The sequence below is a fragment of the Clostridium neonatale genome (assembly GCF_900465025.1).
In the GTDB taxonomy this organism is placed as follows: Bacteria; Bacillota; Clostridia; order Clostridiales; family Clostridiaceae; genus Clostridium; species Clostridium neonatale.
Window position 1 is genome coordinate 193,419 of record NZ_UICR01000003.1, and the last position, 26,497, is coordinate 219,915.

A 26,497-nucleotide genomic window follows, 5' to 3' on the forward strand; every position below is an offset into this window, starting at 1 on the left:
CTATCATTTGTCCTTTTGTATTAAGTATATATCTATCAATTGTAGTGCTTTTTGCCAGGCATATAGCCGCTTAACGAAGTATTAGTTTAGCGATATAGCCCGCATTTCTCTTTAGGAAATGCGTTTCTACTCAATCCAATACCCTTTCGAACCAATTCTATATCCATTGACAGTTTCATTACGTGCCATTTCACCAGTACCTGTAAAGTAATACCACTTTCCATCAGTGTCTTTTACCCATTTATTTGATAACATATATCCTGTCTTATCAAAATAATACCAGCTTCCATCAATGAATCTCCATCCTGTTGTCATATAAGCATTAGTTTGGAAGTAATACCACTTGCCATCAGAATCCTTAAACCATTTATTTCTTAAAGGATTCCCACTGTTGTCAAAGTACTGCCAATTAGTTCCATTCTTAACCCACTTATTTTTTGCATCTACAATTTTATTAACATATCCAACATACGATAAATTATTTGTTCCTTTATCATAGAATGAAGAATCAGCAATATCTATTCCTGTAGCCATTGTTTTTCCATCAACTATTGTTGCTATTGAATTATTTGTTGATTTATCACTAGTCGATGTAGTATTTGATATTGATGTATTTCCTTCCCTTTTTATATTTATTGTATATTGTCTCTTTTCATCATCTTTGTTTTCTACTGTAATTTTTATAGTATTATTTCCTATACCTAAATTAACATCTTTTTCATAATCATCATCTTCTTCGTTAACTCTTATTCCATTAATTTTTACTTTATCGTCATCATTGCTTGGCTCAGCAACAATTGTTACTTTATCAACTGTATTACCTACATTTACAGAAAACTTTTCTTTGTGACTATCAAAATCAAAATCTATATCTTTGTCATTACTCTTTATCTTTAATTTATCTAAATATATAGCATCATAGTTATCTTCATCATCGTCATCACTGTCTGATGATCCTTCTCCAGCTCTTGTAACATTTATTGTTATTGTGTTAACTAAAGAATCATCTTCATCATCATATACTTTTATTTTTGCATTTATTGAAGATCCCTTTGATATAGGTATTCCATCTTTTGAATTATATCTTTTTCCATCTGCTGTTATCTCAACAGTATATCCGTCATCTTCTTCTACCTCTATATTAAACTTGCTCGTATTTTCAGGAAGTTGAGCATAATATTTAGTTATACTACTTTTTATATTTGTAGAAGATTTAAATTCAGAATCTTTATATAAAGTTAATGAAGATGAACTTTCTCCCTTGCAAACATATAATGACTCAACCCCTGTAAAAAGACTTGATGCCATAACCTCTGATGTACTTATACTTAATGTTGATGGCAACACTGATGATGTTGCACTTATTGTAAGTGTTAACGCTATTATTTTAATTGCATTCCTATTCATGGCACTTTTCCCTTCTTTATGTTTTAATCATAAATTTTCTATATGATAGTAGAATCTTATAAATCATATTTAAAAATATAATGTATTCATATAATTAATCTATATGTTTCAAATAATTTCTATTAAATTATTTATAATTATTTAATATACTCGCCTTTGCTATTTAATTCATATCCATCGATAGTCTCATTACGCGCCATCTTTCCATTTTCCTTTAAATAATACCAAGTACCATCTTCAGTTTTAACCCATCCTGTAGTCATTGCACCACTTTGATTGAAGTAATACCAATCTCCATCTATAAATCTCCATCCAGTTGTCATATATCCATTAGTCTGCATGTAATACCATTTTCCATTAGAATCCTTAAACCATGTGTTTCTAAGCGCTTGTCCTTCTTCATCATAGCGTAACCAATAATCACCTTTTTGTACCCATTGATTTTTAAATTCAGTAGTCTTAGCTATATCTGTTACATTAATTTTAGGTAATACAATACTTGTACTACTATTTGTTATGCCTTCTGTTTCATCTTTGCTTATGCTTCCTTCTCTTTTAACAGTTATTTTATAAGACTCAGCACATTGTGTTACTCTCTCATCATTATATACATCATTAAACTTACTCTTTGATTTATATGTTCTTACATATATAGTCGTACTATCATCTTCAATACTTAAATCATCACCTGCATCATATGCTTTAGCATCACCCTTATCAGATGTAAAAACTTTTACTACATATTTTCCACCATTATCATCATCTTTATCTTCATCACTTTTTACTGCAGCACTTATTCTTATTCCATCACTGTCTTTTGGTAAAATAATTTTATATTCTTTATCTTGGCTATCATATTCTACAACATCATCTTCATCAAAACTGCTTAAAAGATCTAGTTCTTCACCTTCTATAGTTTTAACTGACAAATCTTTTAATTCTCCTACATGAACAACACTTGATATTGCATTTGCCTTTTCAAATAATTTTACTCCTGTAACATTTCCTATACTACAAACTGAAATTAGCGATATAACTAAAGCTATTATCCTCTTTATATTCTTATTCATAAAAATTCCTCCAATTTTATATTAATTCTATTGTATCTTTTAAATGTAATAAAATTATTAACATTTTCTTAATTTAGTATTAATTTGCCATTAATTATAAAATAAATTATTTTATATACTATATATTATATCTCATACTTTACCATATAAATAAATATTTTGTATATATCATAAAATTTAATTATGTTTTTATAGCTATTTTAATTTTATAATTAACTCTTTAAATTTATAATACTTTAACTTTAAATATTTATATTTATATGTATAGCTATATTTATATTTTTAATGTTGTATCTACCAATTTATAAAGGCATAGATAAATATTCTAATTCATTAATGTATAAATTAATGATATTAGTATTTACATTAATAGTAAATAAATATTATTAGTAATATAATGATCCATATAAAATTAATCTGAATATTATTTTAGTAAAGATTATACATACCAGTTGATAGTATTAAAAAACAGATAAGATTCTAAACTTCTATCTAGTTTAGAATCTTATCTGTTAAATAATACTTAATTATATGCGATATGCGTTATTTTATATCTTATCTTAATCCCCATTAGAGGCTAATTTATAGCCATTAATAGTAGTATTTTTAGCCAGGCATAGAGTCACTTAACGAAGTATGAGTCTAGCAATATAGCCCACATTTCTGTTTAGAAAATGCGTTCCTATTTAATCCATGCCCCATTCGAACCAAGCTTATATCCATTAATAGTCTCATTACGTGCCATCTTTCCACTTTCTTTTAGGTAGTACCATTTACCATCTAAATCTTTTAACCAGCCTGTCTTCATAACTCCTGCTGAATCTAAATAGTACCATTCGCCACCAACTAATTGCCATCCAGTTCTTTTAGCTCCACTATTATCAAGATAATACCATTGGCTATCCTTGTAAAGCCATCCAGTAACCATGTTGCCTTGAGCATCTAAATAGTAAGTTTGTCCATATCCTCTATCATAAAACCATGTATTCTTTATTGGATTACCTGATGCATCATTATATTGCCATTTTCCATTTACTGTCACCCATTGATTTGCTTTTACAGTGCTTGTTCCATTATTAGAATCAGTTGTATTGTTTGAATTATCATTATCTGTATTGCTTGATGATGAGCTTGCTTTTCTTGTAATATTTAAAGTATATACTCTTTCATCACCATCATATTTTATTTTAACAGTTATTGTATTCTTTCCTTCTTCAAGATTTACTTTCTTTTCCCAGTCATCATCCTCATCAACTGTTGATCCGTTAATTCTAACTGAATAATCTTCATCTTCTGGTTCTGCACATACCTTAACATATGTTACGCTATTTTTTACTTCTATATTATATGTAGATTTATCTTCTTCAAAATCAAAATCTATATCATCATCCTTATATGTCAATGTTAAATCATCTAAATATATATCATCATAATCATCATCGTCGTCATCCTCATCTAATGATGAAACCTTTTTAACATATACCTTGTATTCTTTTACTACATTATCTTTAACATTATCTTCATCAAATTCACCATCTTTATAAGTTCTTACATATAAAGTAGTTGTCCCAGATTTAATGCTTATTTTTTCTTCTGGATCAAATGCATCTGCACTTGAACTTGAAGTTTTAAATATTTTTGTTTCATATCCATCTTCTTCAGTTACTCTTACATTAACTGAACTAGAATCTGTTTTTGCATAATATTTTGTTCTACTTTTTTTAAATTTCACTGAATCTTCATAATCAGAATCTTCATATAAAGTTATAGTCTTTGAACCTGAAGTTTTGCATAACTTTAGATTAGTTATTCCATATTCTGATGCAGCTTGTACTTCTGTCATCATTAAATTTGAACTACTTGCAGGAATTATTGCTGATAATGCATTAATTGCAAGGGCTGCTCCAATTATACGTTTTGCATTTTTTTGCATAATTATACCTCCAATTGTATATTTTTCATTAGTTATAACCTAAATTTTTTAGATTTATTATATTATACAATAAAATTTGGTCATATTGGTATCATTTTTATGACAATTTTCTTGGTATATTTTACTATATAAATAATACATTTTTTTTACTAAAACTGAAATACTAAGAATATAAAAATTTTATCTTAAATAGCTAAAATAGTTATTTCTATGAATTATTTTAGTTATTAATTTGAAATATAAGGAGGTTAGGGGCTGTTGCACAAGCTAAAATACATATCAATGTACATTGCATTCTGTGTACCCACGAGGGGCATCAATTGTCAATTTTTAATTAAATTTATTGAGTGCAACACCAAAAAAATATTATGAATAAAAAAGATTCTAATTATTTACCAAAACAAAGAACTAACTATCATCCAGCAGAAAGTGAAGTTGAAAGTGCAACTGGAGTTGACTTTTCTATTAATATGCCAAATCCCGCTGTAGATTCAATCGTTGTTAATAATATCGCTAATCAGGAGTTTGATTATACAGAAAGTATGTTAGATACTGAAGAGTCTTTTATTAATGAGAAAAACTCTGCTAAAAGAAAAAATACATATTAAATTAATTTTATAAAATACAATCAAAGAATTTCATGAAAATACTGAAAGAAAAATAGGAATTAATTTAATAATATGAATATTATTAGTTATATATGGTAACAATATTAATGTACCCCATAATACCATATATGTTGAAATTAGATTTTTTTCATTTTTTCTAATTTCTCAAATAGAGTGACTGTTTACAGCACTCATAGGCCTCCCCTTTAGGGAGGCAATTTTTTATTTCTAAGTAAGTATAAAAAATTCTAGAAATAAATTTACTAATAAATGTAGTTTGAATACTGTGATATGTTAACAGTATTAATTAGTAAAGGTCGTGACTTACTAACTTGTTTATATATTAAAATTAGTTTTCTACATTATACATCCTTATATTTACTTAAACTCTAAATATCCTAAATCTAAGTTTATTATTGCAATATATATATGTTCTAATTATGACTTTTCATTTGAATCCCTACTGAAGCTAGTCATGATGTATATGTTGAATGTAGAAAATTTATTAGAACTTATATATAAAAAATACTCATTCCAATATTAAAATTAGAACGAGTATTTTAATTAAATTATATAGATTTATGATTTATATATTTATTATAGATTTACTTTTTTTAATGTAAATAGCTTACTTTGAAAATCGCCAGATATTTCAGCTGTTTGTTGATTTGCTCCATTAAAATCATAAGGTAGACGTATACCTATATTCATTAATGCAGAACCAGAATATATAATATCATCATCATTTACTTTATAATAAGCTTCATTTTCTAATCCAACTAATTTCAAATAGCTTTGATTACGTTGATTAGGCTTAGCCAAAACTTTGTACCATCCTACAAGTATCTCTTCCTTATTTTCAGAGATTACTTGCCAAGCAGTTTCATTTCCATCAAACGGACTTCTTAATCTCCAGAACTCTCCTGAAAGCATTAATTTTTGTCTCTCTCTATATTCATCTGTTTTAGCTTTAATTTCATTTAATTCTTCTTCAGATAATTTTGCTAAATCAAGTTCATATCCTAAAACACCAAATGTAGATACATTATTTCTAAAATCTAATGGAGTTACACGATCAATTTGATGATTTGGAACTGCAGTTACGTGATTACTCATTGTGCTAAGAGGATAACACATAGATGTTCCATATTGAATTTTTAAACGCTCTACTCCATCTGAATCATCACTAGTCCAAATTTGAGGTGAGTAATATAGCATTCCTAAGTCAAATCTACCGCCACCACCTGCGCAGTTTTCTATAATTATATTAGGATGATTTTCACATATATGTGACATTAATCTATATACTCCCATCATATATCTATGTAACAATTCCCCTTGATGTTCACTATCTAGATAATTTGAAAAAGCTTCTGTTATGTTTCTATTCATATCCCACTTTATATAATCTAATTTTGCACGTTCAATCATCTTATCAATACTTGATATTAAGTAGTCAACAACTTCTGGATTTGCCATATCAAGAACAAGCTGTCCTCTTCCAAAAGAACGTCTTAGATCACTTCTTCCAATTGCCCATTCAGGATGTGCTCTGAATAAATCACTATCAGGATCTACCATTTCAGGTTCAAACCATAATCCTAACTTAAGCCCTTTATTATGAATTTGTTCAGCAAACCATTCCATTCCATGAGGGAATTTACGTTTATCTTCAAACCAATCTCCAAGTGATTTTTGAGTTGAATCACGTTCTCCAAACCATCCATCATCTACAACTAAAGTATCTGCTCCAATTTTTTTAGTTAAATCAGCTAATTTAAGTAGAGAATCTTCATTAAATTTAAAATAACTTGCTTCCCAGCTATTTACTACAATTGGACGTTTAGAGTTTTTCCATCTTTTTGCAACAACATTATTATTTATTAAATTGTGGAATGTTCGACTTATACCATTAAATCCTTCTTTAGTTACAGCAAAAATACATTCTGGTGTCTTAAATTCAGTGTTAGGTTCTAATTGCCATGCAAAATTCATAGGATTAATTCCAATAAGTGTTCTTGAAACATTCCATTCGTCAACTTCAGTTTGAGCTAAGAAACTACCACTATATACTAATGATGCAGCATATACTGTTCCTGCAAATTCATTAGCATCTTTGTCAGCCAACATTACAAATGGATTATGTTGATGAGAACTAGCGCCACGAGTACTTTCAATTAACTGACTTCCCATTCTTAATGGTCTTTTAATTAAATGTCTTTCTCTAAGCCAAGCCCCTGATAAGGAAATAAAATCAAGATCAGCATCAGGAATATCTAATGTACCACTCATAAATTTAGAAATAGTATATGTCTCTTGGCTATTGTTAACTAAACTACTGCTACGAACTACTGCTGATGATTCCTCAGTTATGCTGTAATTTAATTTTAAATATAATTTTAGATTTTCATCATATAGTGTTACTGTAAGTGTTTCATATTCATCACCATATACACATGGAAATTCTGGTGTTCTTTCTTTTCCACAAGTAATTTCATGTTCAACATATGCAAATTCACCATAACATAGTTGATTAGAAATTCTTAATTCTATAGCTGGCTGACGAAAGTCACTAGTTCCATTAATGTTAAATTCAGAAGTTTGTGCCCCTAATGAGAATTTACTATCATTTTGATAATACTTAATTGTTCCAGCAGCTTTATTATCATCATTAATAAGATAATCAAAATTCTCATTTTCTGCTAAAGGCTCTCCATAATATAAGTGTCCAAGACTTCCATTTTTTAAAATTCTAAAAACATAACTCATTTTTTTAGTTCTTAAATGAAAGAACTTTTTCTCTTTATCTATAATAATCATGTTGCTTAACCCTCCAAATGTCTAAATTAAATTTTACCTACAATATAATCTATTCTTTTTTTCACTTGTCTATTAAAAATATACTTATAGAAAAGTGAAGTTACTGTATAGCTATATGTAGCTGTTTTATCATTAAAAGTACTATCTTCTGAATAAGTTACTATAGTGTGAGATTCGTCTACACTTTTTAATGAAAAAGCTTGATGAATCATATCATTATCTCCATATAAAGTACGTTGCTCATACTCATAAGGATAATTAATCTTGAGAACTTCCAATTTAGCAGGGACAACAGTATTTAGTTTTGTCTTCAACTTAGTATTTACACATGTACCTGCTTCAATTTTTTTAATACTAGAATCAATATTAGAAAAATATTCTTTCTGCACTTCTATAATTTTTTCAAAAAATTTCTCAATTGGAACATTTACCTCTTTCTTATATTTCATAGACTATCTCACCACCATATTATATTTAAAATATTACTATTTCATTTCTTTAACTTTACTTTCTTCATTTTTATCAAGTTCTGCCTGCTCTTCTTTCAAGAATTGATTATCCAATACTCTTAAGAAAGGAACCCATATTAATGTAACTAAAACTACATTGAAAATTTGTAATAATCCACCTCTAATTGAGTTTGTAGCTAACCATCCACCTATAAATATTGGAGTAGGCCATGGAATTGCTACTCCAATTGGTGCTGGTACAAGTCCCATCTTAATAACGTAATAATCAATAGTTACAGCTATCATTGGTCCTATTATCCAAGGAATCATAATTACTGGGTTTAAAACAACAGGCAATCCAAATGTAATAGGTTCAGATATATTAAATATAGATGCCGGAAAAACCATTCTTGAGAATTGTTTTAAACGAGCTGATCTAGCAATAAATATTGCTAATATAATTACACCAAGTGTCATACCATTTCCACCTATAATAGGGAATACTCCCATAAATGGTGTGCTTATAATATGTGGAATAGGCTCACCAGCTGTATAAGCAGCATAGTTTTGTAATTGTAAAGAATTCCAGATTGGATCCATAACTGAATTTACAAGAACTTGTCCATGTACACCAAACCACCAAAAAGTTTGTGCCATAAAAATAGCAATTAAAGTTGATGGTAAGCTTCCACCTAAGTTTTCCAATGGAGCTTGGAAACCTTTATAAACTAAATCAAAAACATTGCCATATGGTGTTAAAGTTAAAATAAATCTTATAATTGTAAATATAAATAATACAATACAAGCAGGAATAATTGCTTCAAATGATTTTGCTATTCCAGGAGGAACTTGCTCAGGCATTTTTATTTTAATTTTGCCTCCTTCAAGTTTAGAATAAAGTTTCCCTACAATAATACCTATTGCAATAGCAACAAACATTCCTTGAGCACCAAGCTTACTAATAGGTATATATGTACCTCCATCTTCTGTTGTATAAAATGGTATTAAAAGTATAAATGATGAAAGTGATACTGCACCTGCAAAAATTGGCTGATTACTAGTTTCTTTTGCTAAATAATATGCAATTCCAAAAACAACAAATATAGCCATAATATTCATTGTTGCATTAGGTACTGAACCTATAAAATTATTCATAAAGTTTGTATATGCTTCTGGTAGATATTTATCAAATCCCAAAGCAGAAGGTATATTTTGAATAATTACAATTATAGATGCAAACATAGTAATTGGAAATGCCAACATAAATGCGTCTCTTAAAGCAATTAAATATTTATTATTCGATATAGCAATTGATAATGGCATAATAAATTTTTCTAATATTTTATTAAATTTTTCCATAATAAAAACGTCCCTTCCTAAATAATTAAATAAAATAGTTTTTTTCTCTCGAGAGTGTTATTAAATTGTACTACTTGCTCTTTTCAATTATTATTATAATGGTTTATAATATATTAGAATACGATTTCATGTTGCTAGTTCATAGCATAATGTTGCATCTTGGAGGTATAAATCATGGAAAATTTTAAATATTCTAATCTATCTGGCCAATTAACAAGAGATCTGAGCTGCTATACATGTGGAATAGAACAGTGCTTACCTGGACATGCTTATGGTCCAACTGTTAGACGTGGATATATGTTTTACTTTATATTAGATGGAGAAGGCACTTATCAACTTGGTAAAAATTTTTATCATTTAAAATCAAAAGAAGGCTTTTTAATTATACCTAATACTCTTATACGTTTTGAGGCATCTCAAAATAAACCTTGGACATATCTATGGATTGGTTTCGTAGGTAATCAAGTTAATAATTATTTTCAAAATATATCACTTAATGAAGACAACCCAATTTTTAATTTTGAACTAGATTCTGAAATACATAAATTAGCAGAAAAGATTATTATTAATTATAGATCTTATTCCATTAATAATTTGAAATCAACAGCAGAATTGTATAATTTTTTATATACTTTTTCTAAATGCTATCCTTGCTCTAAAAAAAATGACTTACATGCAGATAATAAAGATATTCTTGAATCTGCTATATTCATAATAAATAATAATTACTATGATAGTGAACTTAGTATTGATAAAATAGCTACACAATTGCACATCAATAGATCACATCTATATCGATTATTTAAAGCTCGTTTAGGTGAATCACCACAGCAATATCTTATAAGGTATAGACTTTATTGTGCAAGAGATTTAATAGACAATGAGGATCTTCCGTTTAATGTAATAGCTACTTCTGTAGGCTATAAAGATCCATTAAGCTTTTCACGAGAATTTAAACATAAATTTGGTATCTCCCCATCAGAATATAAGAAATTTTATATAGGTAAGGATATAGATAAAAATTAAATTTGGGATTAACACTAAAAGTGTTCTTGAAAAATGTTTAAGATAAATTTTCTAAATTAATAGTCAAAGCTTATTTAATTAGAAGTATATAAATGTATATTTTTAAGATACTTATTAAGTTTTTACATTAATCAGCGCATAAAAAATAATGAGCTACTGAATTTTCAAAAGCTCATTATTTTTTATATATTAATTTTCCATATTCATCAATATGCTTCTTTAAATTATCATTTGTTATACTTTCATAATGTAACAGATCAAAAAAATATGGCAATGGACATACTTCATTTAAATAGTCATATAACTCATTTAAAATATCTTTAGTTATTTCTGCTCCACATATAGTCAAATCTATATCTGATCCTTTCTTAAAATTACCAAGAGCTCTGCTTCCAAAAATTATAGCTTTATCAATTTCACTATACTTTTTTATTCCATCTACAATATAAATTAAATCTTTATCTGTTAATCCACACATTATTCTATAATTCCTTTTCTAATTTATCATGCATGATTTTTATTTCCGGAAAATATCTATCAACTATTTCATGAACTATTTTATTTGCAAGCTCTGAATCATAAGTATGAGTAGTTAAATTTCTATTAGCTAACGCTTCTATCCATATATGACCATCATTTATTAAATCATTTTGAAATGCCTGTTTAATTGTTTCTCTAGGGCTTTTTACTATAAATCCGTCTTTCTCTAAATAATCTTTTAACACTTTCCATGCTAGCTCAAATGTCACTTCAAAAAACTGTATTATTCCTGCTTGCTCTAGTTCTGATAGATTTTGCTCTTTAGAATATTTTTCCAAAAGAATATATACCTTATTAAAATTTTCGAATCTCTGCTTCCATCTTATATCTTTTAATACATCCACATTAAAGCCCTCCATATTTTTATACTATTCATTATATATTATACCCCATGTATATTTTTCTTAAAACCCATTAAAAATAAACGACGTAGAATCAGAGTTTAGTGAAAAATAACCGAAATTCAATATATGATAGGCTCGATTGTCGAGAAATTTCAGCTAAAAATTCTAATGGCAGAGGCTGTGCCCAAAAATGTTTGCTCCAAAAACAAGTTTTGGACAAACAAATTTTGGAACAGCCTCTGCCAAAGAATTTAAAAGCTGAAATTTCCAATACAATACTACGCCTATTCATATATTTAATTTCTTTGTTTTTTCTAAACCCATAGTTTCTAAGTTTTGTTAATCATATTTTAGGATATTGTATATATAAACATTTCCTAATTAAATAATATATTTATTGACAACAATAATATAGAGGTTATGAGTTTAGATTGACCAAAGAAATAAAACACTTATTTGGTGCGGTGTCTTGCATTGAAAAATAAAGCTGTAGAATTTTTGCATTAATGATTGTTCAAAAATTGTTTGTCCAAGGAATTTAATCATTGATGAAATACAAATTTTACAATAATATACTATATTAATAATAGAAATATTCCCCATTTACCTTGGAGCAAACATTTTTGGGCACAATCATTGATGGTTAAATTTTTAGCTTCATTTTTTCAGCAAGCGAGCCAATATAAATGCTTTATTTCGGTTGTTATCCACTAAACTTTGATTCTACATCCTATATTTATTTTCCAAAAGTCCAATTTTCTTCAGTTGCATATATTGAAACTCCATCATTAGCACTTGTTTCATATAAGCTTACTCCACCATTTATCAAATCTTTATAAGCTCTGTTTTCAGTAACACTCTCTTTTGCTCTGCTTATTATTCCAATTGGTGCTTTAACATATGCTACAAAATTCCCCGTTGATGAAGTATCATTTCCATGATGTCCAACTTTTAATACATCAACTTGTCTTCCATCTAATAAGTCATTATTTATAAAGTTTGCTTCAGCTGTCCATTCCATATCAGCTGTAAAAAGCATTTGGAAATCTCCATAATTTAAATAAACTATTGCTGAGTTATTATTTATTCCCCAATAATCTGCTGTAAGCTTATCTGGCCCAGCAGGTCCAAAATATGAATCAGATTGTACAAATTGAAGTATATTTTCTTTATCTATGTACTCACCTTTTACTGGATCAGTAAAGTCAATTCCATATTCATCCATTGCTTTTATAGCATCTTTATACACATTATAGTCATATCTTAACATTTCTAATTGTTCTTTATTTTCATCTGTTTCTTTTACGCCAGCTGCCCAGTTTTGCATTTTTGCTATTTTAGGCATATACACATTCTTTACTTTAAAGTTTTCTAAAACAGCTCGTAATCCTCCAATATGGTCTGAGTGTCCATGAGTTATTATTACATGATCTATTACATATTTATCCTTTGATTTTTTAAGATTTTGTTCTTTTAAAAAGTTAACTAATTTTTCAGAAGATTCAGGAGTACCTGTATCAATTAATACAGTTTCACCATTTGGAAGCTTTATAAATGCACAGTCAGCATCCCCAACATCTAATTGTTTTACAAACAAATAATCGTCATCAAGATCTTTAGTGTCTATATGTTTTCCTGATTCATCAAAAATTTCTAACTTATTATCTATTATTACTTTACCAACAGCAAGAGAGCTGTCTGTTTTAACATAATAATCATTTCCATTTATTGAGATCCACTTGTCTGATACCATAACTCCATCTTTGTTAGAATAGTATATTTTTCCATTATCATAGTATCTTCCAACTAAAAGTTTTCCACCTTGACCAAAGCGATACCAATTTCCATCTATGTATTTCTTGCCTACAGCCATGTTTCCTGACTCATATAGATAATATTTGTCACCGTTATCTTCTATCCATCCTTGTTTCATTTCTCCATACTTATCAAAATAATACCAAGAATATTTTATTTGCTGCCATCCTGTCTGCATAACACCATTCTCATCAAAGTAATACCATTTATCTGAAAATTCTTTCCACCCTACAGCTACAGTTCCATCATCTTCTATGTAATACATCTTATTTTCATCAGCTTCTGGATTAATATCATGTTCGTTAAACCATCCTGGCTCATTGTATTGCTTACCATTTACATAATAAAATAGCTTATCATGAACCTTTAACCATTGATATGATGGTACTTCTTCCCCATCCTTATCTTTATCTTCATTTTTATCTTCATCTGTACTTTTTTCATTATTTAAACTTTCTTCTTCGTTATTCTCTTCTTTAACATTTTCTTTATCTTTTGATACCACTTTTTCAGTAGTTTCTTTTTTATTTGATTGTCCACTTTCTGAAGATATCGTATTATCTTCTTTCCCCTGTGATGATGCTACTTGTACACTTTTTTCTTTATCAATAGCCTTTGCCTCTGTAGATACTGTGGAAAAGCTTACAAGTAAAGCCATCGCAATTAAGCTTGACGTCTTTTTTAAGTTGATCATCTATTTAGTATCCTCCTTATTTAATCACATCCTTCATTATACAATAATTGATAATTGCTTTCAAATATTTATGCTTAAATTATTCTTAAATTAAATAAGGGAGGCATTAAGTTTATAGTGAAATAACCGAAATTGGGCTCGCTTGCTACAAAAATGAAGCTAAAAATTTAAACATCAATGATTGTGCCCAAAACCGTTTGCTCCGATACAAAAAGGAAAAATCTTTATAAGTATATGAAGATGACTATACTGCAAGGATAATATCTTACCAAGCATTATATGCATCGGACAAACAATTTTGGAACAATCATTAATGTAAAAATTCTAAAGCTTCATTTTTGAAGGCAACTCTCCGCCCAATATGAGAGCTTTATTTCTTTGTTTCATCTAAACTCATAGTATCTAATACTATTATTGTCGTGAATAGATACATTTTTAAATTAATAAAGTTAATATTTTATCATTTTTTAAAAGGTATAAATTTATAAATATAAGGATATATATTCTTAAAAATGTGCACTTATAAAAGGAACAGCTATGCTGCAATACAGATCTTTTCTTATTTATTGGGGGATACAGGGAGATAAGTAGTTCCATAAATTATTATAAGTGATTGAAAACTATATTTTTAGGCATAGAATATTCCTAAAACATAAATTATAACTAAAAAAGTTAGATGTCTATGATTTTATAGGAAAACAAAGAAATTCAATATATGAATACCCGACTCACATTCGTTCGTTGGGTAAGCGATTCACACCAAATCAAAGATTTGGGTTCTCTGCTTATGTGTAGTATTGTATTGAAAATTTGAGTTATTAAATTCTTAGACAGAGGCTGTTCCAAAATTGTTTGTCAAACACTTGTTGTTGGAGCAAACATTTTTGGTCACAGCCTCTGTCTGTAGAATTTTTAACTCAAATTTTCCTACAATACGAGCATATCATATATTGAATTTCGGGTGTTATCCTCTAAACTCTGATTCTACGTCCCTTATTTAAAATGTACTTCTATTTTAAGTTTACCTAAGTTTCTAGGAATTATCATCTCTTCTTTTACTTCGCCATTTATGATAATCATATTTTTATCACTTCTTATTACTTTTATACTATAATCTTCATTTTCATTTTTTATTTTTAATTCATACTCATTCCAATCGCTTGGTACACATGGATCAATTATATATCCTTTTTCATGATGTTTCTTGAGTCCTAAGATATCTTCTATTCCTACCTTATACATCCAACCTGCTGCTCCAGTATACCAGCTCCAGCCGCCTCTTCCTCCGTGCGGCTCTCTTATATACACATCTGCTGCCATTACATAAGGCTCGAGTTTATAAGTCATACATTCAAGTTCTGTTTTTGCATGATTTATTGGATTTATCATATTATAGTACTTAACAGCTTTATCTCCTAAATTTAATCTAGTTAAGGCTAATATTACCCAAACTGCAGCATGTGTATACTGTCCTCCATTTTCTCTAACTCCAGGTACATATCCTTTTATATATCCTGGTTCTAAATATGAATTATTAAACGGTGGTGCAAGAAGAAGAATTATTGATTTATCTTTTTTAACAAGGTTATTAGTAACAGCATCCATAGCTTCTATTGCACGTTTACTGTAAAACTCTACTCCTCGTTTCTTTGTTTCTTCATATTTCCCATTATCCTTTACTCTTGTAGCATCAGAAATAACAGACCAGCTTTGTGCAAGTGAGTCAATTTGACATTCTGGATTTTCTCTTGATCCAAGCGGAGTACCATCATCAAAGTATGCCCTTCTATACCAGCCGCCATCCCAGGCATTCTTTTCTAAATTTTCTCTAATAAATTCTTTTTGCTTAATAAAATATTCACTGTTTTTAATATCCTCTTTTTCTTTAGCTATAATTGAGAATTTATCTAAAATTGAATACAAGAACCATCCAAGCCATACACTTTCTCCTTTTCCCTTATTTCCAACTGTGCTCATTCCATCGTTCCAGTCACCGCTTCCCATAAGAGGAATGTTATGTTCACCAAATTTTAATGCTTTGTTTATTGCCTTCAAACAATGTTCATAAATACTTCCTTCTTTTGATGAATTATTAACTATTGTGTATCTTTCATCTTCGCCTTCTCTTAAAGGTTCATCTTCAAGATAAGGTGCTTTTTCTTCTAATATTTTATAATCACCAGTATTATTTATGTATTCTGCTGTAACATAAGGTAACCATAATAAATCATCGCTAAAACGCGTTCTTATTCCGGAGTTTACAACAGGATGCCACCAGTGCTGGACATCTCCCTCCAAATACTGTCTTGATGCACTTATTAAGATTTGATTCTTTGTTATTTCAGGAGCTACAACTCCAAGTGCTATAGAATCTTGTAGCTGATCCCTAAATCCATATGCACCTCCACTTTGATAAAATGCCGTTCTGCTTAAATATCTGCAGCTGAATGTCTGATATAAGAGCCATCCATTTAAAAGATAGTTCATTGAGTCATCTGGTGTCTTTACTTGTATATTTCCTAGGAAATTTCTCCAATAGGTCTTTACATTATTTAATTCAATTCTAGAATTTTTTATATTTTTATACTTATTAATTATGATTTCTACATTTTCTTTTTCATCTTCGCCTAAAAGTATAACTATTTCTTTTTTATCACCCTTCTTAAGAGTTATCTTACCTTCCACGACTAAGCAAGGGTCATATATGCTCCCACATCTATTACTTAGAGCACTCTTACTTAAACCTTGTGGTGATGCCAATTCTCCACCCACACCTAAGAACTCTCTTCTATCTCCAGTAAATGAAGTTTCTTCAGTACCAATCATACTTAAATAAGCATTCAGTCTTCCAAAGTATTCACTATATGGATTTACTCCACCTATGAAATCATCTTCTATATATGTTGATATATATCTTTCGCTGTCATAAGCATATACTCCAAGAACTAATTTAGCATAATAGAAAACTGATATTTCTTTATCTTCATCACCTAAATTTTCTAATGTAACAATCTGAATCTTCACTTTTTCATTTTCTGGTGCAAATATTTCAAGTTTACCATTTATATCATAAGCTTTATGCGTAAATTCAGAAAAACCAAAACCATGTCTTATAAAATAATCTCCTTCATCACGAACTGGTTTAGGTGTTATAGAAAAATATTTTCCACTTTTATTTTCCCTAATATACAACGCTTCACCTAATGGATCTCGTATATAATCATTACTCCATGGTGTTATTTTATTCTCTCTTGAATTTCCACACCAAGTATATGATGCTCCACTTTCCGAAATATGAAATCCAAAATCTTTATTTGAAATAACATTAATCCATGGTGCTGGAGTATTTTTAAATTTAGATAACTTAATTAAATATGTTCCATCCTTTTTATCAAATCCACCATAGCCATTATAAAAATCTAAATTATCCTTATTAAATAATCTATCTATACTAAGAAGCTCATTTTCATGTAATACTGACTCTATGTTATCATGTTTTTTCAAATCTGATTTTGCATTGTTAGCTTTAATACTTTGTTTTATACTACCAGTATTATTCATTCCTGCAATAACATCGTCTGTATGGATAACTTCTTCATCATGATCATATTCTTCATAATTTATTTTATTGGAATCACTAACTTTATTTAAATTATTATTTACACCATTATCTAAAATATTTTTTTCTTCAATATCATAATTCTTATGATTTTCTTGTAACTCAGAATCTATTGCTTTCATCTCATCTATAAATAATGTTTCCTCATCTATATCTTCTAAATCAAATTCCTCATCTTCGACAAATTCAATTTCACTCTCATTATTTAGTAGAACATTTTCTTCTTCTGAGCTATTTTCTATTTTCAAATTATCTTTTATTTTCGAATCATCTTCTATGGCATTATTTCGCTCTAGTTTATTAGTTAAAGAAGTACTATTATCTATTAATTCCTCACTATTAAATTGATTTATTAATGATCCTTTTTCACAGTCTATATAAATTCTACATATTCCCATTAATAATTCTTTTACATCATTTATCATAGTAGCTTTATTATGAATAAATATTCCTCCAGCCACATTAATACTATTATTTTCATTATTTAAAGATATCTCTTGCATTATACTTTTTTGCAGTGGCTCATCATAAGATGCAACTTCTTCATTGTATATGACAAGGTCACTCTTTATACCTTTTATCTTTAGATAATGATGAAAGGTTATCACTGAGCTTAAAATATGCACATTCTTTTCATCTCTTATTGTTGTGAATATAATTGGCAAATCTCCTGAAATTCCATATGCCCATAAATCCTTTTGATGCTTCGAAATATTTTTTATACTTTCTTCTCTATCTTTTCTATTATTACTTAAAAATAAAATATTTGAAGCTAATGTCTGATATAGATTTGCTTGAGTACTTTTTATTCTTAAATTCATTAATTCTAATTGAATTGCAATGGAATATTTATTAAACAATTCTTCTAAAGCTGTAACGTTACACTTTTCCTTTGAAATGTTTATAGCTTCATCTCTTGAATTTGTAGTTCCTGTTACAAAATATATTGCTTTCTTTTCTTTACCTTCAAGTCTTACTCTGACTCTTAAACTCATTATAGGATCTAGAACTGTACCTACTGTATTTTCTAAAGTTCTGTCATTATCCATTGCTCTTGGATGTTTAAGCTCTCTATTTCTTCCTATAAAATTTATTCTTGAAGTTTCATATGTTATATCTCCCTCTGATGCTCCATTAACTACTACCTTGTGGAATATATAAGGAACTTTTCCACCCTTAACTCTGCTTCTTCTGCTTCCTATCAATAAATTTTCTTCTTCATCATATTCTGTTTGAACAAATAAGTTTGAAAAGGCTGGATGAACTATATCAGCACTAAATGTTGTTAAAGTAATTTCACCATAACTTGTTACTTCAATGCTTCTGCCTTTATCACTCAAGTTATTTATTGTGATTTTTCTTACTTCATAATTATCTTCATACGAAATAACGCTTTCCATTTTTGTTGCAATATTACCATCTTTTCTTTCAAACTTAGCTTTATCAAGTTCAAGGGTTACTTTATAGTTTTCTCCAAAACTCTTGCAAGGCTCATATGAAGCACTCCAAAAATCATTAGAATTTAGATTTTTTACGTAAAAGAACATACCACTATCATCGGCAGTTGAATCGCCTTTATATCTATATAGCATCATATCATCTTTTTTAGAATACCCACTTCCAGTGAAAGTTACCATAGATGAATATTCTCCATTGGACATTAAAAGTACCTGTGGATTTTTATAGTTTATGCTGTTAAAGGTTCTTGGTACCAATTCTTCGCTCTCTATATATCTATATTTTATTGAATAATCCTCTCCTCTTTCATATGTCACACTATGAGATACTTTTTCTTTAAGCAATAACTCAGTCGCCTTAACCTCTGGTAACTTATGAAATCTATTAATTAATATATTATCTAATAAAACATTATCTAAAGCCATAAAGGACATTCCTAAATGATGTACCATATATGTTCTTATAATGTATGGTCTCAAACCATCATTATAAATATATTCACACTGATCATTTACACCTGTGCAATTTTCTCCTTCTTTTTCAGATAATCCACAACCTTTTTCTACACAATCCACAAAGTTATTCACATAATTGTCGTTTGATGAATTATTATTCTCACCCTCATCATTAGAATTATAGAGCATCTTTTTTCTATCATTTTTGTGATTTTTTAAGTTATCCACATTATTTACACAATGAACATCATTAGTTTTATACACTTTTTTATAATTATTCATAGAGTTATGCACACTGTCCACAGAGTTATCCACATTTTTGTACTGTTTATTAACACTATGTGCACATTCATGTACAAGTTGTGTATTATTTTCACTTTGATGTTCTTCATATGTTTTTGAATAATTTTGTAGAATTCTATCTTCCCTTGCTTTTGTAAAATCGACAGATTCTACAAATCCATATCTGCCAACAGCACCTATTTTTTTAAGTCTATTAAGATTCTTTATAGCTATACCTTGATTAAAAGGCAAAATCATAAATGTTGAGTATGGAGAAACAACAACTTCCTCTTCAAGTCCTCGTTTTAATCCTAAGCCAGGTACTCCAAAAGCTTTGTATTGATAATTATCTTCTATATCAAATTTATAAAAAGCTGATTCTGATATTCCAAATGGAATCTTTTTTTGCTTTGCATAAACTCTTTGTGCTTTAATTACACCTTTATAAGTTTCATAAAGTAATGTCTGTGGATAAGCTTTCATAATTAATGAAGGCATAAAGTACTCAAACATTGTACCAGTCCATGAAACAAGAGTATGGGTATGAAAAGCATTTGTTATTGATCTGTTTAAGCTAAACCAGTTTTCTTTAGGAACATCATTTTTAGCTATTGATATAAATGATGCAATTCTTGCTTCTGATGCAAGTAGATCATAATAAGTTTCTCCAAATGAGTCTTCGTCAACATTATATCCAATGTAAAATAGTTTCCTTTCATCGTCATAAAGAAAAGAAAAATCCATTTCATTTGTTATTTCATCTATTTCACTTATTATATTATCTATCTTACTTTCATAATCTTTTAAATATAGTAGTTTAGCATTTAGTTCTCCGCTAATACTTCCATTATTACTTTGTTTATGATCTTCAATTCTTTTAATTATCTCATGAATGTTTGGGACACCTTCAAGAAAATCTTTGCTATAAAGCTTATCTAACCCTTCAAATATGCAATCATAATTATTTATTTTCTTATTTATTTCTTTAATTATTTTATATATCCAATAATTAATTTCAGATTTATTTTTATCATCTTCACATAATTCTTCCTTAAAATTTGTAATTTTAACACATATATCGCTTAATGTTGAAGTATATTCATTAATATTTATATCATCATTAAATCTGCAACTAACACTGGGATTTTCTTCTTCTATTATCCTATATATATCATGAATTGCTTTGACTTCTTCCTTTCTTATAAGCTGATTATTTCTCACTTCCTGCAAAGTAGATTTTACAACCCACAAGTTAGCTAAAAAGTTTCCATTATCAACAGTTGATATATATCTTGGATACAGTGTTTTTTTACTTCTTGTATCATACCAATTTAGATAATGTCCTTTGACTTTTTCTAAATCCCTCATATTATAAAGAGTAATATCTATCTTATCTACAAGATCAAATAATGTTATGTAGCCCATGTCATATGCTATTACATGTGACATAAGTCCCATTCCAATATTAGTTGGTGATGTTCTATATGCTACTCCTTTAAACGGACTCTCCTGATAGTTATCTGGAGCTAAATAATTATTTTCTTCATTAGAAAAATCTTCATAATAAGCATATGTTCTTCTAGCAATTGTTCTTAAATAATTCTTATCCTCTTCTCCTATTTCCTCTTGCTTATGTTCAATGTTTTTACTTATGTTGTATGCAAAATAAGGTGAGCATACCCATAGAGTTGCAACAATCACACTATATAGAACTATTGGAACGCTAATATATACTGAAAGATATATTAGAACAGATCCCATTACAGGAGCTATCCACATTTCTTTTAGGTACCCCTTAAATGAATTTCCACTTATGGTTTCTCTTTCACATTCAACTTGAGCAGAACTTTTCCATTCAAGTAAATTCCTTTTAGAAAAAATAACTCTATATAATGTTATTAAAATAGCATCAAGCATTAAAAAAGCCTGATATGGGATAAATGATACTATCAAAACTATTTGTTCTAAGCTTTTAAATGTACCTTGTAATTTATATTTAGGTGTAACAACAAAATCCGTTATTCTAAATACCAATGGAATAATTAAAATTAAAAAACTAAGCAGAACTACTCTGTTACTTCTCAAATAAGTTAATGAAAGTATGATTGTTATAAGCATTATTGGTGCAATTAACGATCTTCTTAAATTATCAAATATCTTCCATTTATATAAAGATGATAATCTTCTAGAAAACAACCATCCTATTAGCTGCCAATCACCTCTTACCCATCTCTTAAGTCTTGAACAACTTGATATATATGTTGATGGATAGCCATCTATAAATTCAATATCACTAACCAATGCGCTTCTTGCAAGGCCTCCTTCAAGAAGATCATGACTTAAAATCTTATTTTCTTTTATTGCACCATTTACCATGTTATAGAATTCATCTATATTTATTATACCTTTTCCGGTGAATGAACCTTCTCCAAAAAGATCCTGATATGTATCAGAATAAGCAGTAGAATATTGATCAACTGTATAATCTCCACCAAAAATCTTAGAAAAATAAGTTTTATTTTTTGCTTCTAAAGATATTCCTATTTTAGGCTGCATAATACCATAACCACGTACAACTTTTTTATCTTTTACATATGGTATATTTAATATATGCGCCATGGCACCTATTAGCTTGCTTGCAGTCTCTCTTGGCATAAACGTATCATCATCTAACGTAATCATGAATTTGACATCAGCTAAAATTTTTATATGGCTGCTTATAACATCAAATGTATTATTATCACTGCCTCTTATAAGAGATATAAACTCCATTAACTTTCCACGCTTTCTTTCTCTACCCATATAAACTTTTTGCTTATCATTATATACTCTTTTTCTGCTTAAAAAGAAAAACTTATAATCATCGTGATTTTTCTTACAATATTTCTCATTTAACTTTTTAGCATACTCTACACCATATTGTGTTATTTCTATATCTTCTTTTTCATATTCATTCTTAGAGTCATTAAAATCTACTAAAAGTGCAAAATATAAATTTTTATCTTTATTCCCACAATACATAACTTCTAATTTTTCCATAAGTAACTTAACACGTTCTTTACTATTTAATATTGTTGGAATAACAACTACTGTTTTATTATTTTCTGAAATTCCCTTACTAAAATCTAGTTTAGGAATAAATTTTATTGAAACACTTTTTGAAACAATCCAGTTCACAGCACTCGTTATAACTTCGCTCATAGGAATTAAAATAAGTAAAAAGGACACTATAAACTTTGCTTTTGTAAATACTGTTCCAAAAATCATGCTAATAAATAACACAAGAATAGAAAGAAGTATACTTCCAAAAATATTTATACCTAAGTATCCCCCCTGCGATATAACTTCATTTAAGTTATGATAACATCCCTTAAGTTCTTTGACACCTTCATCTATTATATAATAACCAACATGATGCTTGTATTCTGGTTCATTGTTAATTTGTGCATTTATACACTTAGTTAGAATATCCTTAGTAAGATTATATTCACTAAAATTGATTACTTCACACATTTCTTCAATCTTATGCCTATAATAATCTTTTGAGTCAAAATCCATACTGCTATAAGTATTTGATGGATCCATATTTAAAAATTTCTCAATCACGCATGTATTTTCAAAAAAAACTTCCCATGGTATATTTTCAACTTTTCTTATATTAATAAAATACTCACTCATTTTTTGATTAAGAATCTTTTCTTTAAGATTACTTTTAAATAGGTGTTCATTAAACTCACCTTTTATATTAAATCTATCATTTAGGAATTTATATCCAACACTATCACTTATAGAGTTGTTTCTTAAAGTAATAAAAAATTCCTTTAACAAAAAGTCTTTATGCTTATCTTCCTCAATATGTTCTTCTACATTTTTATTATCAATTAACTTTTCTGCAATATTTCTCCCTAAAACAATTCTCTTTTGTATAAGAACTAATTCTTCTATATGTTTAGATAAATTTAAAATTAAATTTATCTTGAGCATAAGTGGAAAAGCCCATAATTCACTCATATTAAGTAATAAATTTTTATTAGATATATTATAACTAATAGACATAATTTCTTCGGATTTTATTTCCTGAATGTTGTTAATATAATCTGAAACTTCTTTTATATTAAATTCTGCACTACTATTTATATAATTCTGAGCTATATGAAATATACGTGGAACATTATATACTTCTCTATCATTATTCTTTCTAGTTAATGTAGGTAGAGTTTTAAAATATTCATTTCCAATAGATTGCTTTATGTTTTTATATTCTCTTTCAATTAAATATAAATTATCAAGAACCCAGTTAGCAGATTCAATTATCTTATACTTATTTTTAGATAACTTCTTAAAATATTTATAACTCTTATGTATAGATGAATAGCTTTGTGAAAGCTCATTTAAAATATTCCTTTTTAGATTATGTGAATCTTTCTTTTGTGACATAAAAAAACTCCCTTCCCAAGTACAACTATAAATTAACTTATGGAATAGAGTTATTTTAGCCATTTTCTCAAAAAATAATTCATAAAATTAAAACCTAAGATTCTTAGCTTAATGGGGTGCATGAATCTTAGGTCATATTTTAACTAAAATTCGATAAGAACATGTTTCTTTATAAAGTGTAAGAGTTAAATATAAAGAAAAGTATTTTAGGCACATTCATAAAAATAACAAGTCCAAAGTTGTCATTTATTTTCATCTGCCTTAGAACTTAAACAAATCCTACTAAAATCAAAATATTATTATAAAAATATTAACTTATAAAATTTCTCTTTAATTCCTTTATAAAGTTAGTACTAAAAAAGGCGCTAAGAATTCCTTAAGAATCTTAGCGCCATTGCTAACTTATCTGATATAAATTTTACATTCTAAATTTCAGAGTATCAACGAATTTTTCTCTACTATATTTACTTATTATTTATATAAGGTTTGATAGGTATAATCCGCCTATTTACCATAAAAAATATTAAATAAGTTAAGTCTTTAATGTTAAAGGTAATTTTATAAAACTTATCTTATTATGATAGGAATTCAGTAAATGCCTTAATTGTATATTCATTATCCTTAACAGATGCTAATTCTTTTATTGAATGCATGCTAAGAAGTGGAGCCCCCATATCAATTACAGGTATATTAAGTTTTCCTGCTGATATTGGCCCTATTGTAGTTCCACCTTTCATATCAGAACGATTTACAAATACCTGGCATGGTACGTTTGCTTTTTCACATACAGCCTTAAATATTGCTGATGCATAGCTGTCTGTTGAATAACTTCCACTTGCAGCTATTTTAAGAACTGGTCCTCCTCCAAGTACAGGTTTATTTGTTGGATCGCACTTTTCTCCGTAATTAGGATGAACTGCATGAGCTAAATCAGCTGAAATCATTATTGAATTTGATACTGCTCTTCTAAACTCTTCTCTTCCTTTACCTAATCCTAAAACTATTCTTTCAAGTATGTTTTCTAATATATTAGAATTTGCACCTTGCTTTGTTAAACTTCCAATTTCCTCATTATCCAATGCAACTAATACTTTTGTTGCATTAATTGTTTTACTTTCAGTAATTGCTTTAAGTCCAGCAAATACCATCCATAAGTCATCTAATCTTCCTACTGAAATTAATTCTTCATTTAATCCTACTAATGAGCCTTTTTCATATTCATATAAGAATAAGTCAAAATCTAATATATCACTTGCTTCAACATTTAATGTTGCTGCTAAAAGGCTTAATAAATATCCATCCTTTTCAAGATCAGCTTTAGCTGCATCTGCAAAAAACTTTCCTGATTCTTCATTTTCGAGGCCTAATAATGGTAATGTATCTTTTTGTGCATTGAAACTATACCCATCATTAACTCCTCTATTCATATGAATAGCTAAGCTTGGAATTATTAAAACTGGTTTTTCAATATCTACTAATCTTACTTCTGGTTTAAATACATTATCGCTCTTTAAAGTTACTCTACCAGCAATTGATAAAGGTCTGTCAAACCAAGTGCTAAGTATTGGCCCACCATAAACTTCAGTATTCAATTTAATATAAGTTCCTTCTGCTTTAATTTCAGCATTAGGCTTTATTCTAAAACCTGGTGAATCTGTATGAGCACCTATTAATCTAAATCCTTCTTCTTCAATTTCACCATTTCCTATTTCAAATCCTATAAGAGCAGAATTATTTTTCATAACATAATACTTTCCACCCTCTTTTAAATCCCAGCTGTCACTTTCTTTTAATTCAGTATAACCATTTCTATCTAATATGTCTTTTACCTCATAAGCAGCTTGAAATGCAGTTTTACTTTTATTTATAAAGTCTAATAATTGTCTTGAGTTACTCATGTGTCATACCTCTTTTCTAATTTTAATATATATATATTATATCCAATCCCTATACTTTATCAAAGAAAAGTGTACTTTTAAATAATACTTATAACCTTACTAAAGAAAATGCCTCATACATTTAAATAATTATTAAAAAATTTTAATAATTATTTAAATGTTAATTAATTATTTAACTTATTATTTATATTATTATATAGATATACTAATAAAAAATATAAAGATTGGTGGTGAATTTATAAATCCAGTGCTTAAAATATTAAAAAACAATCCCCAAAAAATA

General features: G+C 28.3%; 13 protein-coding genes. 2 read left to right on the forward strand and 11 right to left on the reverse strand.

Annotated elements, in window-relative coordinates; genetic code table 11:
- Positions 1 to 126 precede the first annotated feature (126 nt).
- From CNEONATNEC86_RS19185 to CNEONATNEC86_RS19195, 3 genes are all read right to left on the reverse strand, one after another.
- A complete protein-coding gene (locus CNEONATNEC86_RS19185; RefSeq protein WP_159136674.1) occupies positions 127 to 1,407 on the reverse strand; it encodes a cadherin-like beta sandwich domain-containing protein in 1,281 nt (426 codons plus the stop codon).
- 137 nt (positions 1,408 to 1,544) lie between these two features.
- Complete coding sequence (locus tag CNEONATNEC86_RS19190) at positions 1,545 to 2,477, reverse strand: hypothetical protein (protein WP_159136675.1); 933 nt, start codon at positions 2,475 to 2,477, stop codon at positions 1,545 to 1,547.
- Between the two features lie 682 nt (positions 2,478 to 3,159).
- Positions 3,160 to 4,410 (reverse strand): N-acetylmuramoyl-L-alanine amidase family protein, encoded by a 1,251-nt coding sequence (locus CNEONATNEC86_RS19195; RefSeq protein ID WP_159136676.1) that lies wholly within the window; start codon positions 4,408 to 4,410, stop codon positions 3,160 to 3,162.
- Positions 4,411 to 4,778: 368 nt separating this feature from the next.
- Between CNEONATNEC86_RS19195 and CNEONATNEC86_RS19200 the strand changes: the two genes are divergently transcribed.
- Positions 4,779 to 5,018, forward strand: coding sequence for a hypothetical protein (locus CNEONATNEC86_RS19200; protein ID WP_159136677.1), 240 nt, complete (start codon positions 4,779 to 4,781; stop codon positions 5,016 to 5,018).
- A 597-nt stretch (positions 5,019 to 5,615) separates the two neighbouring features.
- On the opposite strand, the gene CNEONATNEC86_RS19205 is transcribed toward CNEONATNEC86_RS19200, so the two are convergent.
- Genes CNEONATNEC86_RS19205 through CNEONATNEC86_RS19215 form a run of 3 tightly spaced genes read right to left on the reverse strand, consistent with a single transcriptional unit; the run spans position 5,616 to position 9,646 of the window.
- Complete coding sequence (locus CNEONATNEC86_RS19205) at positions 5,616 to 7,838, reverse strand: alpha-galactosidase (RefSeq protein ID WP_200848549.1); 2,223 nt, start codon at positions 7,836 to 7,838, stop codon at positions 5,616 to 5,618.
- 26 nt (positions 7,839 to 7,864) lie between these two features.
- Entirely contained in the window at positions 7,865 to 8,287 is a 423-nt protein-coding gene (locus tag CNEONATNEC86_RS19210; protein ID WP_159136678.1) for a DUF3284 domain-containing protein, read from the reverse strand.
- A gap of 36 nt (positions 8,288 to 8,323) precedes the next feature.
- Positions 8,324 to 9,646: a PTS sugar transporter subunit IIC gene (locus tag CNEONATNEC86_RS19215; protein WP_159136679.1), complete on the reverse strand. Its 1,323-nt coding sequence runs from the start codon at positions 9,644 to 9,646 to the stop codon at positions 8,324 to 8,326.
- Positions 9,647 to 9,820: 174 nt separating this feature from the next.
- Here CNEONATNEC86_RS19215 and CNEONATNEC86_RS19220 point away from each other — a divergent pair, with 174 nt between their 5' ends.
- The gene (locus CNEONATNEC86_RS19220) at positions 9,821 to 10,672 is read left to right on the forward strand and encodes an AraC family transcriptional regulator (RefSeq protein WP_159136680.1); all 852 of its coding nucleotides are present in this window, start codon (positions 9,821 to 9,823) and stop codon (positions 10,670 to 10,672) included.
- A gap of 175 nt (positions 10,673 to 10,847) precedes the next feature.
- On the opposite strand, the gene CNEONATNEC86_RS19225 is transcribed toward CNEONATNEC86_RS19220, so the two are convergent.
- The 5 genes from CNEONATNEC86_RS19225 to CNEONATNEC86_RS19245 form a co-directional block, all read right to left on the reverse strand.
- Entirely contained in the window at positions 10,848 to 11,150 is a 303-nt protein-coding gene (locus CNEONATNEC86_RS19225; protein ID WP_159136681.1) for a nucleotidyltransferase family protein, read from the reverse strand.
- Between the two features lie 4 nt (positions 11,151 to 11,154).
- Positions 11,155 to 11,556: a nucleotidyltransferase substrate binding protein gene (locus CNEONATNEC86_RS19230; RefSeq protein ID WP_159136682.1), complete on the reverse strand. Its 402-nt coding sequence runs from the start codon at positions 11,554 to 11,556 to the stop codon at positions 11,155 to 11,157.
- Between the two features lie 736 nt (positions 11,557 to 12,292).
- The gene (locus tag CNEONATNEC86_RS19235) at positions 12,293 to 14,065 is read right to left on the reverse strand and encodes an MBL fold metallo-hydrolase (protein ID WP_159136683.1); all 1,773 of its coding nucleotides are present in this window, start codon (positions 14,063 to 14,065) and stop codon (positions 12,293 to 12,295) included.
- A gap of 993 nt (positions 14,066 to 15,058) precedes the next feature.
- Positions 15,059 to 24,316 carry a GH36-type glycosyl hydrolase domain-containing protein gene (locus CNEONATNEC86_RS19240; protein WP_200848550.1) on the reverse strand — a complete coding sequence of 3,086 codons (9,258 nt, stop codon included), beginning with the start codon at positions 24,314 to 24,316 and terminating at the stop codon, positions 15,059 to 15,061.
- Positions 24,317 to 24,891: 575 nt separating this feature from the next.
- Positions 24,892 to 26,214, reverse strand: coding sequence for a M18 family aminopeptidase (locus CNEONATNEC86_RS19245; protein ID WP_159136684.1), 1,323 nt, complete (start codon positions 26,212 to 26,214; stop codon positions 24,892 to 24,894).
- Between the last annotated feature and the right edge of the window lie 283 nt (positions 26,215 to 26,497).

Coding starts and splice junctions, on each gene's coding strand:
- CNEONATNEC86_RS19190 (WP_159136675.1), bottom strand. CDS start 2,477: ATGAATAAGAATATAAAGAGGATAATAGCTTTAGTTATATCGCTAATT.
- CNEONATNEC86_RS19215 (WP_159136679.1), bottom strand. CDS start 9,646: ATGGAAAAATTTAATAAAATATTAGAAAAATTTATTATGCCATTATCA.
- CNEONATNEC86_RS19225 (WP_159136681.1), bottom strand. CDS start 11,150: ATGTGTGGATTAACAGATAAAGATTTAATTTATATTGTAGATGGAATA.
- CNEONATNEC86_RS19245 (WP_159136684.1), bottom strand. CDS start 26,214: ATGAGTAACTCAAGACAATTATTAGACTTTATAAATAAAAGTAAAACT.
- CNEONATNEC86_RS19205 (WP_200848549.1), bottom strand. CDS start 7,838: ATGATTATTATAGATAAAGAGAAAAAGTTCTTTCATTTAAGAACTAAA.
- CNEONATNEC86_RS19235 (WP_159136683.1), bottom strand. CDS start 14,065: ATGATCAACTTAAAAAAGACGTCAAGCTTAATTGCGATGGCTTTACTT.
- CNEONATNEC86_RS19220 (WP_159136680.1), top strand. CDS start 9,821: ATGGAAAATTTTAAATATTCTAATCTATCTGGCCAATTAACAAGAGAT.
- CNEONATNEC86_RS19210 (WP_159136678.1), bottom strand. CDS start 8,287: ATGAAATATAAGAAAGAGGTAAATGTTCCAATTGAGAAATTTTTTGAA.
- CNEONATNEC86_RS19185 (WP_159136674.1), bottom strand. CDS start 1,407: ATGAATAGGAATGCAATTAAAATAATAGCGTTAACACTTACAATAAGT.
- CNEONATNEC86_RS19195 (WP_159136676.1), bottom strand. CDS start 4,410: ATGCAAAAAAATGCAAAACGTATAATTGGAGCAGCCCTTGCAATTAAT.
- CNEONATNEC86_RS19200 (WP_159136677.1), top strand. CDS start 4,779: ATGAATAAAAAAGATTCTAATTATTTACCAAAACAAAGAACTAACTAT.
- CNEONATNEC86_RS19240 (WP_200848550.1), bottom strand. CDS start 24,316: ATGTCACAAAAGAAAGATTCACATAATCTAAAAAGGAATATTTTAAAT.